This window comes from Enterococcus sp. DIV0008, assembly GCF_050542615.1.
Taxonomy (GTDB): Bacteria; Bacillota; Bacilli; order Lactobacillales; family Enterococcaceae; genus Enterococcus_D; species Enterococcus_D innesii.
On record NZ_CP172937.1, the window covers coordinates 1,699,534 to 1,712,682 of the forward strand.

15 protein-coding genes and 2 pseudogenes are annotated in these 13,149 nt (G+C 41.6%); 6 read left to right on the plus strand and 11 right to left on the minus strand.

Going from position 1 to position 13,149, the window contains the following annotated elements; genetic code table 11:
• Positions 1 to 527 precede the first annotated feature (527 nt).
• The gene (locus IGI84_RS08155) at positions 528 to 1,853 is read right to left on the minus strand and encodes a dihydrolipoyl dehydrogenase family protein (RefSeq protein WP_081119464.1); all 1,326 of its coding nucleotides are present in this window, start codon (positions 1,851 to 1,853) and stop codon (positions 528 to 530) included.
• A gap of 181 nt (positions 1,854 to 2,034) precedes the next feature.
• On the opposite strand from IGI84_RS08155, the gene IGI84_RS08160 reads away from it, so the two are divergent.
• Positions 2,035 to 2,223 (plus strand): hypothetical protein, encoded by a 189-nt coding sequence (locus IGI84_RS08160; RefSeq protein ID WP_005226063.1) that lies wholly within the window; start codon positions 2,035 to 2,037, stop codon positions 2,221 to 2,223.
• A gap of 62 nt (positions 2,224 to 2,285) precedes the next feature.
• Here the strand turns inward: IGI84_RS08160 and IGI84_RS08165 are convergent, their stop codons facing one another.
• From IGI84_RS08165 to IGI84_RS08175, 3 genes are all read right to left on the minus strand, one after another.
• Entirely contained in the window at positions 2,286 to 3,263 is a 978-nt protein-coding gene (locus IGI84_RS08165) for a Gfo/Idh/MocA family protein (RefSeq protein ID WP_081119465.1), read from the minus strand.
• Positions 3,264 to 3,286: 23 nt separating this feature from the next.
• Positions 3,287 to 3,727: a heme-binding protein gene (locus IGI84_RS08170; protein WP_321205995.1), complete on the minus strand. Its 441-nt coding sequence runs from the start codon at positions 3,725 to 3,727 to the stop codon at positions 3,287 to 3,289.
• 72 nt (positions 3,728 to 3,799) lie between these two features.
• Positions 3,800 to 4,825 (minus strand): Gfo/Idh/MocA family oxidoreductase, encoded by a 1,026-nt coding sequence (locus IGI84_RS08175; protein WP_195265114.1) that lies wholly within the window; start codon positions 4,823 to 4,825, stop codon positions 3,800 to 3,802.
• 204 nt (positions 4,826 to 5,029) lie between these two features.
• Between IGI84_RS08175 and IGI84_RS08180 the strand changes: the two genes are divergently transcribed.
• The 4 genes from IGI84_RS08180 to IGI84_RS08195 all read left to right on the plus strand — a co-directional run bounded on the left by IGI84_RS08180 (position 5,030) and on the right by IGI84_RS08195 (position 7,923).
• A complete protein-coding gene (locus tag IGI84_RS08180; protein ID WP_081119468.1) occupies positions 5,030 to 5,923 on the plus strand; it encodes a MurR/RpiR family transcriptional regulator in 894 nt (297 codons plus the stop codon).
• Positions 5,920 to 6,906: a Gfo/Idh/MocA family protein gene (locus IGI84_RS08185; RefSeq protein WP_195265112.1), complete on the plus strand. Its 987-nt coding sequence runs from the start codon at positions 5,920 to 5,922 to the stop codon at positions 6,904 to 6,906. The genes IGI84_RS08180 and IGI84_RS08185 overlap by 4 nt, the downstream gene beginning before the upstream one ends.
• A 138-nt stretch (positions 6,907 to 7,044) precedes the next feature.
• Complete coding sequence (locus tag IGI84_RS08190; RefSeq protein WP_077453327.1) at positions 7,045 to 7,269, plus strand: hypothetical protein; 225 nt, start codon at positions 7,045 to 7,047, stop codon at positions 7,267 to 7,269.
• A 177-nt stretch (positions 7,270 to 7,446) separates the two neighbouring features.
• Positions 7,447 to 7,923: a GNAT family N-acetyltransferase gene (locus IGI84_RS08195; protein ID WP_195265110.1), complete on the plus strand. Its 477-nt coding sequence runs from the start codon at positions 7,447 to 7,449 to the stop codon at positions 7,921 to 7,923.
• 71 nt (positions 7,924 to 7,994) lie between these two features.
• Here the strand turns inward: IGI84_RS08195 and IGI84_RS08200 are convergent, their stop codons facing one another.
• Both IGI84_RS08200 and IGI84_RS08205 read right to left on the minus strand, forming a co-directional pair.
• Complete coding sequence (locus tag IGI84_RS08200) at positions 7,995 to 9,038, minus strand: AI-2E family transporter (protein WP_086292364.1); 1,044 nt, start codon at positions 9,036 to 9,038, stop codon at positions 7,995 to 7,997.
• 174 nt (positions 9,039 to 9,212) lie between these two features.
• Entirely contained in the window at positions 9,213 to 9,551 is a 339-nt protein-coding gene (locus tag IGI84_RS08205; protein WP_254907616.1) for a triphosphoribosyl-dephospho-CoA synthase, read from the minus strand.
• Between IGI84_RS08205 and IGI84_RS08210 the strand changes: the two are divergent.
• A pseudogene (locus IGI84_RS08210) lies at positions 9,541 to 9,720 on the plus strand (LysR family transcriptional regulator); the annotation flags it as partial. The gene IGI84_RS08205 and the pseudogene IGI84_RS08210 overlap by 11 nt on opposite strands.
• Before the next feature lie 63 nt (positions 9,721 to 9,783).
• Here IGI84_RS08210 and IGI84_RS08215 read toward each other — a convergent pair.
• From IGI84_RS08215 to IGI84_RS08235, 5 genes and pseudogenes are all read right to left on the minus strand, one after another.
• A pseudogene (locus IGI84_RS08215) lies at positions 9,784 to 10,533 on the minus strand (SDR family oxidoreductase).
• Between the two features lie 14 nt (positions 10,534 to 10,547).
• Complete coding sequence (locus IGI84_RS08220; protein WP_430600178.1) at positions 10,548 to 10,967, minus strand: cupin domain-containing protein; 420 nt, start codon at positions 10,965 to 10,967, stop codon at positions 10,548 to 10,550.
• Positions 10,968 to 11,312: a carboxymuconolactone decarboxylase family protein gene (locus IGI84_RS08225; RefSeq protein ID WP_430600179.1), complete on the minus strand. Its 345-nt coding sequence runs from the start codon at positions 11,310 to 11,312 to the stop codon at positions 10,968 to 10,970.
• The gene (locus IGI84_RS08230) at positions 11,281 to 11,847 is read right to left on the minus strand and encodes a flavodoxin (RefSeq protein ID WP_077453315.1); all 567 of its coding nucleotides are present in this window, start codon (positions 11,845 to 11,847) and stop codon (positions 11,281 to 11,283) included. The genes IGI84_RS08225 and IGI84_RS08230 overlap by 32 nt, the downstream gene beginning before the upstream one ends.
• Positions 11,848 to 12,011: 164 nt before the next feature.
• A complete protein-coding gene (locus IGI84_RS08235; RefSeq protein ID WP_186366392.1) occupies positions 12,012 to 12,893 on the minus strand; it encodes a LysR family transcriptional regulator in 882 nt (293 codons plus the stop codon).
• Between the last annotated feature and the right edge of the window lie 256 nt (positions 12,894 to 13,149).

The following is a 13,149-nucleotide window of genomic DNA, read 5'->3' on the forward strand; positions in this document are numbered from 1 at the left end:
GTGAACTTTTCAGAAGACTCCACTCATAATTTCATACGTGCCTAATGGGATTATTTTTTCATTCACGCTTGCTTTTTAGGAAGAAACGTTATGATGATTTTACTTGCTAGGAGGTGTGAAAAATCGAACTTATCGGACATCTGATCTTCTGGGTCCCATTTTGTCTTTTTCTAGTGATTGGATCGTTTTTCATACAATGGCGGAAACGTTTCGTTTCAACCCTTATTGCAGCGATCCCGTTTCTCTTTTTTATGATAAAAATATTCAATTATCGGCATTATGAGCCGGATTTTATTTTCATCATCTATTTGATCGGACTCTTCTTGTCATCGATCGTACTAATCATTGCGGTACGCCGGCTTTCAAAGAGAGCCTGAAAATCTACTTTTACTAGGAAACAAACCCGTTTCTTAAATAATCCTCAGACCAACTTTAAGGTTCATTTAAGGTTGGCAGACTATAGTCAATACGGACATAATAATTTAGAGCCTGTGCTAGCGGAAACTAGCGCAGGCTTGTTTGGTTATCTATAGAAAATAAGGCAAATCGCTGGCAGGTGTTGGATACGCGAAAATCATCTTGGCAATCGCTTCTTTCGATAGCTGATTTTCTAATACAAAAACAAAGTAGTTGATCAACTCATCGGCCAATGCAGAAAAAATCGTGACAGCAACGATGGTATCAGATGTGTCATAAACCAATTTGATTTTTGCCTCTTGATCATTGATTCGTCGATAGGTGTACCAAGAAGATAGATCCATCACCTCGCTATGATATTCTGAGGCATTATCGGCAATTTCTTGCTCACTGATCCCAATTCTTGCCAGTTTTTCCGCACCAAAAACTAGTGTAGGGATCAGCGGATAACGGATAGGCATTTTCTGGTCATCTATATGCTCGACAAGATAGGCGGCTTCAAAGCTGGCAACAGGGGTCAGTTTGGGCTGCTTTTTCGCGAGCACATCCCCGATGGCATAGATGTGTCTTTGACTAGTCTGCAAAAACTCATTTACTACGATCCCTTGTTTTGACGTTTCTACCCCTGCCTTTTCCAGTTGCAGCTGATCGCTATTGGGTCTGCGTCCCGTGGCACCAATCGCTGCTTCTACGTTGAGAGACAATGCTTGTGTCTGGATCGTATAGCGGTTTTGTTCTTTCGTGATTCGCTGCGTATTCTGATTAAAGTGAAACGAAACGCCTTGGTCCTGCATTGAGCGAACCATTTTTGTGGTTAATTCTGCATCAAATCCTTTTAGCGGCTGGTCATTATGATGGATCACATGAACTTCAGCACCTGCTGCTTGAGCGATCATCGCCAATTCGAAGGTAATATACCCAGCACCTATGAAAGCAATCGTTGCTGGCATCTTTTCAAAGGAAAGAAAATCAGTACTGCTTTGTAAATGCTCCTTGCCGACGATTGGCAGTACGGCTGGACGCTGTCCTGTCGCAATAATTATTTTTTCTGCTTGAATCTCTTCTGCGTCCACGACGACCGTATGGGCATCACGAAAAGCGGGTTGTCCGTAGTAAGTAGTGATTCCTTCTGCTAGTAACCCTTGTTTGGTTGACTCCGGCACACGATCAGTATACGAGCGCTTAAACGCCATCAGTGCCGGCCAATCAATGGATACCTCTTCTTGAACGCCATTGCCATGCATACGTTTCGCCTCTGTTTTGACTTCTACGCCTCGCATCAGTAGTTTTTTCGGATCACACCCGCGATTGGGACAAGTGCCACCCCATAAATCGGCTTCAACGATCGCCACGGTCCTTCCTTTGGCTTTTAACCCGTAGGCAGCAGCCGTTCCAGCTGGACCCGCTCCGATAATCAGTACATCCACCTTTTTCATCTGTCTCCTCCTTCTCCTAAAAAAATTCCTACGCTTTCTCTTCCCTTCAAGTATAGCGAATCACGGTCAGCCCACAAAACAATTCGCCTTTTGCGGCTCCTACGAATGTTCACAATCATCCCTTGAAGTTGCGTTTGATATGGTATACTTTTCTTGTCAGTTTAACAACAAAGGAGAATGAATGACTGTGAGTTTTAAACGCTTTTTTCAGCTCTTTCTTTTTTATTTTCTCTCGATTCTGGTGGCCTATGGTCTGATTGCGTTTCTAGCAGTAGATAACTTTTGGCTGGTCGTCTGTTTGATGACGATTGTCGGCTATCTCACCCTGGGTATCCCACTAACCTTATTGAGTTTAAAGAAGAAAAAATAAGAAAACAAACAAAGACACCAGCAACTTTTCTAAGAAGCTGGTGTCTTTCCTCATTGATGCGATTATCCTAATACGATCTGGGCATCTGCCAATGCTTTTTCCACTACTTCCATCACCAGCTTGCTATGGGCAAGGCGTTCCTTGACAAAGGCCTGATCATTTTCGTGAATGGCTTGTGCAAAACAGGTAAATTCTTCAAACATACGATGTCCGTGAACGCTTTGATCCTGATGGCTTTTTGCCCCGTTGATCGGTTCAACGTCATAGCTGGCAAGCATATTCGTTGGCCCATTGACGATGATCGATCCTTTCGTCCCTTGGATCGTTGAGCGAATCGTCGCTGTCGAATCTTTGGCGCCAATACAAACGACTTTTGTTTGTTCATAGTCTAAAAACAGCATGCCAGAAGTATCGATCCCCTGTTCGACATTAGCAAAATAGCGGACACTTTTGGGTTTTCCTAAAAGCCCGACGACAAAATGAATATTATAGATATTGATATCCATCAATGCCCCACCACCCATTTTCGGGTCAAATGCAGGTAAAACGGTTCCCTCTTTGAATAAATCATAACGAGAAGAATATTGCGAATAGTTGCATTCAATCACTTTCAGCTCTCCCAATGTTTCAAGCTGCGCTTTGATTCCTTGATAGTTGGCTAAGTACTGATTCGTGATTGCTTCCATCAAAAGCACCTCATGGGCAGCTGCCAATTCTGTTAATTCTACTAATTCTCGTGTCTGCAACGTAAATGGCTTTTCACAAATGACGTGTTTGCCAGCGAGGATCGCTTCTTTGGCAAAAGAATAATGCAAATGATTGGGTAATGCGACATACACGGTGTCAACGGATGGATCCGCCAAACATGCCCCTAACTCTGTGTAGACGGTTTGAATCCCGTATTGCTGTTTTAAGTGATTCATTTTCTCTAAATCACTTTCTGTCCCAAAAATAGCGGACAGTTCAAGCTGCGGGACATCCCCCGCCACCGTCAAAAAATCATGGACAATCATGCCTGCGCCTAAAATCGCTAAGTTCATCTTGCTTCCCCTTTTCTATCTTCTTAGATCATTTGTTTCAATACTTCGGTGATCACTTTATGATCCTCGAAATGGGCCAAACCTGACACACAGATAGCACCAGTGACTTTTCTGTCTTCGATAATTGGAAAACCACCGCCACAAATTGCATAGTGTTCGTCTTCTGCCCATTTAGCGAATTGTGTATCTCTATCTTTTTGGGTATAGACATATAGTGAACTATGCCCGCTTTCTAGTACCGTTCGTTCTTTTCTTTCAAGCCAAGGGCTTTCTTTTCGCCCTGCCATTAAAAATCGAATGATCGTCAAGCCATGATGAATAACTTTGATCCCTACCGGCTTCGGATAGTTCCTTTTAACGTACTGATCAATGGCAATTACCAACCGCAATGCGAGGTCATTGTCAAAATGAGCAAACTGCAGCTGCTGTTCTTCTTGCAGGATTTCTGAAGGTTTGATTCGTATCTCCTCCTTTACGTTGAGTCAGTTGATGCCTTCAGGCGCTTTGTTTGTCAAAAGCCCCGTAATCACTCTGCCTTATGACTCAGTGATCACTTGATTGATGCCTGTTTCTAGCATTTCGAGTTGCAAAATCGTTTCTTCGTCTTTTACGATTTTCTCTTTGCCATTGATGATCGTTTCATAGACGCCCTCATACACACGGCTATAATCACCAATTTCAGAGATGACTTTTTCTTCATGGTAGTCACCGTTAGCATCCATATAAGTTAGTGTGCCATAGTGCTCTGGCAAATCGATCCCAAAATCTGCATGATCTGGGAGATAAAACTGTTTTAGATGCTCTTCTTGTCGATCCTTCGTTTGTTTTACAAAAACGCCGTTTTCGCCATAAACGACAAAACTAGGCCGCTCTTTTAATCGGAAGTAACTAGATTTGACTGAGACTTTCATTCGACCATAAAACAGATCCAAATCGAAGTAATCGTTCATGCGATTTTTTCCAAGCAATTGCCGAACCTCATAATGGACATCGTCAGGTTGCCCAAAATAGGAGATCACTTGGTCCAGTGTATGACAAGCGTGTCCGTACAAGTAGCTAGTATTCAGTGAAAATTCGGTCACTGACCGTGGAACCTCTGGACGAAAATAATCATAATGCATCTCTACCTCTAAGAGATCTCCGAGCACGCCACTTTCGATCACTTTTTGCGTGGTCAAAAAATCAGAATCAAAGCGTCGATTTTGATAGCATTGCACAAACAAGCCTTTTTCCTGCGCCAGTGCGAACAATTCTTTTGCTTGTGCCGAGGTTTCCGTAAAAGGTTTTTCGATCAAGACATTTTTCCCATGAAGCAAGACATCCTTGCCTAATTTATAATGCAAATGACTAGGGGTCGTGACCACAACTAATTGAATTTCAGGATCACGGTAAATATCCTCTAAGTCAGAGGTGTAATGAACGCCTTCCAGTGTTGGCCAGGTCAGCTTGCCGCTTGGTGAATAGATCGTCTTCACTTTGATTTTATCCTGTAGCTTGGTTGAAAAAGGCAGATGGTAGCGATTGGTGCTTTTCCCATTTCCGAGATATGCGATAGTTAACATTGTGACGCCTCCTATAAATTGATAGCTTGATTATTAATGAAATTCTTCAAAATGGGAAGTCTTTTGCCAAAAACAGGTGCTTTTGACCAGACTTTTTTGCAAACTGCTGAGTGCTTCTGAACATTTTTACCAAATTACCAAAAAGGCACAGTTTTTGCTTTTGGTTTTCTTTGTCCTAGGCTATGATTAGAAAGAGGTGGTTTGATGTTATTAGGAGATAAATTACGGCTTCAAGAAGGATTGACCAATACGGAGAAACGGATTGCCGATTATATTTTGCAAAATATCAATGATGTGCCTTCGTTGACGATTGAAGTCATCGCCAAGCATACGTACACATCCCACTCTTCCGTCATTCGTCTAGCCAAAAAGATGGGTTATGAAGGATTTAAAAGTTTTCGCTTAGGTCTGGCTGAAATTGCCCATAATCAGATGTTCAATCCAACCTTTGTTGACGCGAATTTCCCCTTTTCGCCCAAGGATCAAACGCCTGACATTTTGAAAAAAATGGCCGATCTAACGATCAACTCGATCCACAAAACCCATGCTCAGGTCGCTCCGGAAACGATGGAAGCAGTGGTACAATCGTTGGAAGCTGCCCAGCGGATTTTCTTATTTGCTCGTGGTGATTCTCAGATCCGGGCAAGAAGTTTTCAAAATAAGTTGGTCAAGATCAATAAGTATCTGATCGTTGCTGATGAGTATGGAGATGATGCGTGGAATGCGTCGAACGTCACGAAAAAAGATTGTGCCGTGTTTATTACCTATCGTGGGAAAAATACGCAATACGAAAAAATCATGCAGCACTTTCGTGATGTCGGGGTACCAGTGATCGTGATCTCTGGCAACGCCCATGCAAAAATCATCCCATTAGCGACCCATGCGATCATCGCTTCTCATGATGAACGTGATTTCCTCAAAGTCGGTACCTTTTCTTCGCAGGTCGCCTTTGAGTATATTTTAGATTCACTGTTCGCATTGCTGTATGCCAAAGAATACCAAAAAAATATTGCTGAACTAAGAAAAAAACAAACTGTTTTGGAATCAGGGATTCTCTCAGAATACCCGTCAACTGAAGAAAAGAGGGAAATGAAATGATCAATTGGGGAATTATTGGTGCCGGAAATATCGCCAATCGCTTTGCTGCAAGCTTAGAAAATTTTCAAGATGCCCAACTTTATGGGGTTGCTTGTCGTACGATGGAAAAAGCGCAAGCGTTTCAAGCAAAATTTCCGTGTGATGCTGTCTTTGATGACTACCAAAACCTATTAGATGATCCAGCTATCGATGTCGTTTATATTGCTTTGCCGCATTTGTATCACTATGAATGGATCATCAAAGCCTTTCAAGCGAAAAAAGCTGTTTTATGTGAAAAACCAGCAACCTTGACTGCACAAGAAATGTGCGATGTACAAAAACAAGCCCAAGCACACGAAGTCTTCTTTATGGAAGCTATGAAACCGCGCTTCACTCCGGCGTATCGCAAACTAAAAGAACTTGTGGATGGTGGTCATATCGGTGAGCTAACAAGTGTCACGACTACTTTTCGCCGCCATTTACCAGTCGAAGGCAGTACTTATCATTATCTGCCAAAACAAGGGGGTGCTTTACTGGATATGGGGATCTATAACTTAGCCTTTATCCAAGATTTTTCACCAGAAAATTTAACTGCCGAATTGATCGATTACAGCCTGTATGAAACTGGGGTCGATACCTACGTTGAAGCACGCTTTGTCAGTGAAGACTTTGTTGCAGTGATTGAGACTGGATTTGACCAAACAAAAGAGACGGTGGCGGAATTACAAGGAACAAAAGGGAAAATCACGGTCCCAAACTTCCATCGCCCCGCTTCTTTTACCGTAACGATTGACCAAGAAGACACGATCTATGATATTGGGTACGAGATCGATGATTTCCATTCAGAGATTCAAGCAGTTCTTACCGCACTTGCACAAGGACAACTCGAAAATCCCTTGATGTCCTTAACAGATAGTATTGCCTGTATCGCTTTAGCTGATGAACTAAGAAGCTTACTAGAGGCAGAAAAAAAGACAATTAAGATCATACCACATCGTTTTTGAATAGAACTGACCAATGGCTACCATTCGGTCAGTTTTTATGTGTCAAAAATTGAGCGCTTTCTTTGACGGTATCGAAATGGTTATATTATATTTATTGAGTATATTTTTATACAAATAGAAAAAGAAAGGAAAACGCCCATGACACCAGAAATTATTACGTATCTTATTTGTTTATTGACCTTCGCTTATCTAGCTGTGACGATTTTTACTTTTGTAAAAAATCGCCGGACAGGTGACGGTTATCGCCTCCGAATTTTTTACGTGCTGGCAGCAGCCCTCGTCTTTTTGCTTTCCGTTTATGCAATCACTACCGGTCAAACCTATGACGACTTGGTTACATCGATAAATGATCTTTTTCAATAAAACACCGTTGGCACGAAGCCCTGCGGATCTCTTCGTTTTTGAACCTCTGGTTGAGGGAAGGATCAAAACGGAAACGAGCCAATGAAAAACTGCTATTCGATGGCTTTTTCATCAGGACCTTCTATACCGAATCAATGTCTTTCAACAAATGATGTCTGACTTTTTATGGAGGTGTGCATGCTCATTCAGCTTAAAGAAGCGAAGCTTTCCGATTTACTTTCTATCTACTTGATACAAAAAGCTGCCTTCAAACCACTCTTTCTCCGTTATCAAGACGGAGAAACTTCTCCCTATTTACAAAGTTTCGAGAAGCTAAACGCAAAGTTTTCTGCGTCGAATACAACTTATTATTTAATCATGACCGCTCAGAAAATCGTGGGCTTCCTAAAACTGACGGTTGAGCAGGAACATACGACGAAGCTATCCTCCATCGCCCTTCTTCCCTCCTACGAGAACCGCGGGATCGGTAGACAAGCAATGACCTTGATTGAAAGGAACGTACAAACAGATACGATTCGTTTACATACGATCCTGCAAGAACCCAAGCTGGTTCACTTTTATCACTCGTTAGGGTATTCAGCAACAGGGAGGTTTCAAAGCCCCTCTTCAGCAATCTGCTTTGTCTCCTTTACGAAAAAAATTGCGGCGAAATAAAAAAACCATCTCGCCTTTCATCGGCAGAGATGGTTTTTTCTATCAATTGGCATCCTTTACAGCAATCATTTTTATTGGTCCTGCAAGGTGTCATCGGATTTTTTACGCAATCGCGGAATCTCTTTCACATTCATTAAATCTAAAAAGAAAGTGAACAATGGGATCCCGATGATCAAGCCCCACAAGCCAAAGAGATGTTCGCTAAGATACAGGAGAATAAACGTGTAAAACATCGGGATCTCTGTTTTATTGGCCATCAAGCGGGGATTTAAGATATAGGATTCCAACGCATGAACAAACACAATGATCAGTAAAATGTAGATCACATCATTAAATCCGCCGATAGAATAGGCAATAAACGTTAATGGAATACACGAGATGATCACACCAGCAACAGGAATCAAGCTGAGAAAGAAAATCATCAACGCCAAACTCAATAGTTGCGGAAAGCCCATCACCGCTAAGGCGAAGACAGTGATTGCTGTATTAACTAAGGCGATCACCAACTGCGTCTCAATCACATTTCCGAAAGCCCGCGTAAACTTAGCTCCTAAATAGTAAACATCTTCAAAGAACCACGCCCCTCGCCCTTGCAAAAACAGCTGAGAAAACGCAACGGTTTTTTTGTTATCGATCATAAAGAAGAAACTAAGCAGAAATGAGATCAGCACCGTCAATGCCAGTTCACCGAAATTATACAGATAATTGATCACGACTAAAACGCCGCTTTGTAATTTCTGAATATATTCACTGGTTTGCAATAAATTTAAGACATATTCAATCAATTCATTATTGGAGTCTGTCCGTTGGTAGAAATCAGCAACGGAATTGACTAATTGGACGGATTGTTTGATGATGATGGGAACATAATTTGTTGCTACTAAATAAAGAATAAAAACAATCAAGCTGTAGGTCAGGATGCTCGTAAGCTTGATGGGCAGTCGGCTTTTTCGATGGAGCAAAAGAACCAGCCGATAAATCAAATACGTAAAGATAAAGGTCAGCAAAAGAATGGTCATCATACTGCGAAACAAAAAAAGAATGCCCGCAAGCATAAACAAGACCGTCCAGCGCCGCAACACAAGATTTTGAAGAAAAGCATTATAATATTTCATCTGTAACTCCTTTTTTTCGTTGCAATGAAGCAACGAAGCATTTCAGTAGTGCCTAAGAATTATCTAATCATTAAACTATGCAAATAGCAAGAGGTTTTATTTTTCTTAAACGAGTAAAAAAATGAAACAAAAAAATCCTTAGAAGAATCGTTGCCTTTCTTCTAAGGAAAAGAGTTATTGATAAACGGTCTCCCCTTCTTTTATGGGTAAAATCGAGTTGATGGACAATAAAAAGAAGCTGGCAGCCAACAGATCCGCACTGCCTCCGGGAGATACATTTTCTGACTGGCAGAAGGCTGCTAGTGCCAGAAATGCTGGATTCGGCAACGCTTGTTGATTGGCTTTTTGTGCGAGTTGCTGAACCAGTGTCAGTACCTCTTGATTGCTGCGGTAAAAAATGCACGTATCGTCCAGCGTAGCGATGATCGTCAACAGCATGTGGAGCCTTTTTTCAGTCTCATTGGTACAATTCCGAGAAAAATAATCCGCTAGAGCGAAAGAACTAGCAATCACGTTCTTTCCTAAAATTACTTGGGGTTATGAAGATGAGGCACCTTTTGTTCTGCATTCACTAACGGACATTCCCTTATCGCGGACGATTTATTTAGCTTCAAGCTTTACTAAAGGTCATTCCATGACGAAACTAATTGCAAAAACGTTGATTGAATTTTATCTTGGCTAAATAAAAATAAGCTCCCACTCGCGTATTGGTTATGCAAGCGGAAGCTTATTTTCTCCTACGTATTTACCAAGGTTGGGAGGTTGGCCCGACGGTAAATTCATTCACATTGACATCTTCTGGCTGGTTGATTGCAAAAGCCACGATATTGGCTACTCGATCGGGTGATATTCCATGTTCTTTGTATAATGCGTTCATACCTTTGGCTGCTGTTTCATCTGTGATCGTGTCTAATAATTCAGTATTGATCGCTGCTGGATAGATGGTGGCAGTTCGAATGTTTGTTCCTTCTTGTGCCGACTCCATCCGCAGAACTTCCATTAGATTACGCACAGCCCATTTTGTAGCCCCATAAACTGCTGCGTTCGGATATGCTTTTAATCCGGCTACGGAAGAGGTTGCGATCACCTGTCCAGATTTTTGGGAAATAAAATCTGGCAGAACAGCAGCTAGACCATGCAATACCCCTTTGATATTGATATCGATCATTTAATCCCACTCCTCTGTTTTTAAAGCAGACAAAGGAGAACTAGGCATAATGCCCGCATTTAAGAAAATCACATCGATTTTCCCATAGATCTCTTTTGCATAGTCGATCAGCGCTTGATTATCCGCTGGTTTGGTCACATTGGTTTCCTTATAGACAGCCTCTCCATTTTTCTCACGTATTGTTTTAACAAGCTCCGCTAGTTTCTCTTTCCGCCGAGCAGCTAAAACCAATTTGGCACCTTTTTCTGCTAAAAGTAACGCTGTTGCTTCACCAATTCCGCTTGATGCACCCGTAATGATCACGACTTTTCCTTTGATTCGATTCATCCCCTTTTCCTCCTTTATGCGTCAGGCAACTGATCGTATTCTTCATCACTGACTGCTTCTAACCATTCTGAAGCACCAGCAGTAATCGCTACATGGGCAAACCAACTATTTTTCGCTGCACCATGCCAATGTTTGACCCCTTCCTTGATGACTACGACATCACCAACAGTAAGTTTTTGCGGTTTCTTCCCTGCTTCTTGGTACCAGCCTTCTCCTGAAGTCACCAACAACAATTGATACCCACCATCGATATGCCGATGCCAATTGTTGCGGCAACCTGGTTCAAAGGTCACATTGCCAACGTTGACTGGAATCGCTGGATCAGCTACTAAAGGATTCAAGTAACTCTGACCGCTAAAATATTTTGCATAGGCGTCATTTGTATTGCCCAGTGAAAAGATTCCTGCTTCTTTTACTGCATCGAGTTCTGACATTTATTTTTCCTCCAATTCAGCTAGCTCTTCTTGATAAACCGTTTTGGCGATGTTAAAAGCAGACCAAGCTTTAGGCCAGCCAACATAGAAAGCCAGATGAGTGATTACTTCTGCAATTTCCTCTACAGAGATCCCGTTCTCCTTGCCAATCGTTAAATGGGCGGGCAACTGTTCAAAATTGCCACCGGAAATCAAGGCAGATATCGTCAATAAACTTCTCGTATGAGGAGCCAATTCTGCCTCACGTGACCAAACTTCACCAAATAATACATCATCATTCAGTTGCGCAAATTTCGGCGCAAATTTGCCTAAGTTATCTCTTCCTGCTGTTTGTTTCTTTACCATATCGATCGACTCCTTCATCTATTTTAATAAAATGCTGATTTAACCAATTTCGAATAGCTATATCCGCTTTAGCTACTCTTGAACCACGAACAGCTAATCCAGGATAAACAGTTGCTTCAGGACAAGTCTTTTTAAAGTCTTCTAGGCTGTTGCCAAATCCTGAGCCTTCATGAGTACAAAACGGAAAAATACTCTTCCCTTCCAATCGATGATCTTTTAAAAAACTCGCTAGGATCATCGGGTATGTGCCCCACCAATTTGGAAAACCGATAAACAAAACCCGTTCTTTAAAAAACGCTGCCGATACCTCTTGATAGAGGGGGAAATCATTAGCCGCTTTTTCTTTTTTTGCTAGCTCGACCATTGCTTGGTAGCTTTGAGGGTAAGGATAAGCCGGTTCAAGAGAATAAAGCGGACATTGTAATTTATCTGCTATTTTCTCTGCTAGAACCCGGGTATTTCCCACTATCAGCTTTTTTCGCTGCCCTTCAATAAGATTCTCTCCTGCTCGTGAATACACAAGTATTGCCGGCATTTTGTCACCTCCTTGGTTTCTCTTCTTGGTATATTTAATAGTAAGGCAAAGCGGAGCCTTTGAATAATGCTTTCTATAAAAAGTCCCTATGCTTATGAAGCATAGGGAGAGGTGGAAGAAAAAAGAAGCGGATTACTCCACTTCTTTTGGCTTTTAGGATGCAATTATTCAAAAGCTTCACGAAAGCGGGCAATGAACGCCGTCACAACCGGCGACATCACACGATTTCTTTTCCACACCAGGACACAGCTGGTTTCGATTTGAGGGACTAAAGGCAAAAATTTGATCGTTTCATCCCTCCGTTCTCCGACTGCTCCGCTGATGGTCAACGCCGAACCAACATGGTTTTCTACTAAGGAAAAGACATTGAAAATCAAGTTATATGTTCCAACGATCGGTAATTCTTCTATTGGTATTTTTGACCATTGGCTGAACATTTGCTGCACTTCCGGACGCCTTGACACTAGCAATGGCACCCCTTTGATATCTTCTGGTGTGATCTCCTCTTTATGGGCGAGAAAAGAATCAGCCGATGTTAGTATGCCCCAAGTTTCTTTTCTTGGTAGAACGATTTTTTCGTATTTCTCGATTTCGATGGGTTCGATCAAAATCGCCAAATCCAATAAACCTTTTTCCAAACGCTCGTTGATATCATCTCCTGTACCGCTGTGAATATGAAAGCGGACATCTGGATAGTCACTGATAAATTCTTCCAACATCAAAGAAAGCGTGTCGGAATTATCTGCTTCCACACAGCCAATTGTGAAATGACCACTAAACAACTGTTTCTTACGATCTTCAAACTCTTGCATGGTTTGATCCGTTAGACTCAGTATCTCCTCGGCACGGCTTTTTAAAAAACGACCTGCTTCTGTTAAGAGCATTGTACGATTATCACGAATGAAAAGAGCCGTTCCTAATTCATCTTCTAATTCTTTTAATTGGCGGCTCAATGTCGGTTGGGTGATGTGGAGCACTTCTGCGGCTTGTGAGATCGTTCCTTCCTCTGCAATCGTGAAGAAATATTTTAATAAACGAAATTCCACTAAATCGCCTCCTCTTTTTTACAACATTTTAACTCTTAGCAATGAAAATAATCATCCTTCTTTTTGGTCTATTCATTTCTAATAATAACAAAGAATCGCTATTCCAGCGAATCATACTAATAAAAAAGAATAAAACTGCAGAATTTTAAGAGGATCGTTTTATGGAATGACATGAAAATTGTTCGCACAAACGAACAGGTTTATCAGCTATATACTTTTGCGACACTTGTTATAGGTTATATGAGTATCTTGGTAT

What these genes read in the sequence shown, in the direction of transcription:
- IGI84_RS08155 (WP_081119464.1), bottom strand. Translation starts at nt 1,853, where the DNA reads ATGAAAAAGGTGGATGTACTGATTATCGGAGCGGGTCCAGCTGGAACG.
- IGI84_RS08185 (WP_195265112.1), top strand. Translation starts at nt 5,920, where the DNA reads ATGATCAATTGGGGAATTATTGGTGCCGGAAATATCGCCAATCGCTTT.
- IGI84_RS08220 (WP_430600178.1), bottom strand. Translation starts at nt 10,967, where the DNA reads ATGTCAGAACTCGATGCAGTAAAAGAAGCAGGAATCTTTTCACTGGGC.
- IGI84_RS08165 (WP_081119465.1), bottom strand. Translation starts at nt 3,263, where the DNA reads ATGAACTTAGCGATTTTAGGCGCAGGCATGATTGTCCATGATTTTTTG.
- IGI84_RS08200 (WP_086292364.1), bottom strand. Translation starts at nt 9,038, where the DNA reads ATGAAATATTATAATGCTTTTCTTCAAAATCTTGTGTTGCGGCGCTGG.
- IGI84_RS08160 (WP_005226063.1), top strand. Translation starts at nt 2,035, where the DNA reads ATGACTGTGAGTTTTAAACGCTTTTTTCAGCTCTTTCTTTTTTATTTT.
- IGI84_RS08230 (WP_077453315.1), bottom strand. Translation starts at nt 11,847, where the DNA reads ATGCCGGCAATACTTGTGTATTCACGAGCAGGAGAGAATCTTATTGAA.
- IGI84_RS08225 (WP_430600179.1), bottom strand. Translation starts at nt 11,312, where the DNA reads ATGGTAAAGAAACAAACAGCAGGAAGAGATAACTTAGGCAAATTTGCG.
- IGI84_RS08190 (WP_077453327.1), top strand. Translation starts at nt 7,045, where the DNA reads ATGACACCAGAAATTATTACGTATCTTATTTGTTTATTGACCTTCGCT.
- IGI84_RS08195 (WP_195265110.1), top strand. Translation starts at nt 7,447, where the DNA reads ATGCTCATTCAGCTTAAAGAAGCGAAGCTTTCCGATTTACTTTCTATC.
- IGI84_RS08175 (WP_195265114.1), bottom strand. Translation starts at nt 4,825, where the DNA reads ATGTTAACTATCGCATATCTCGGAAATGGGAAAAGCACCAATCGCTAC.
- IGI84_RS08180 (WP_081119468.1), top strand. Translation starts at nt 5,030, where the DNA reads ATGTTATTAGGAGATAAATTACGGCTTCAAGAAGGATTGACCAATACG.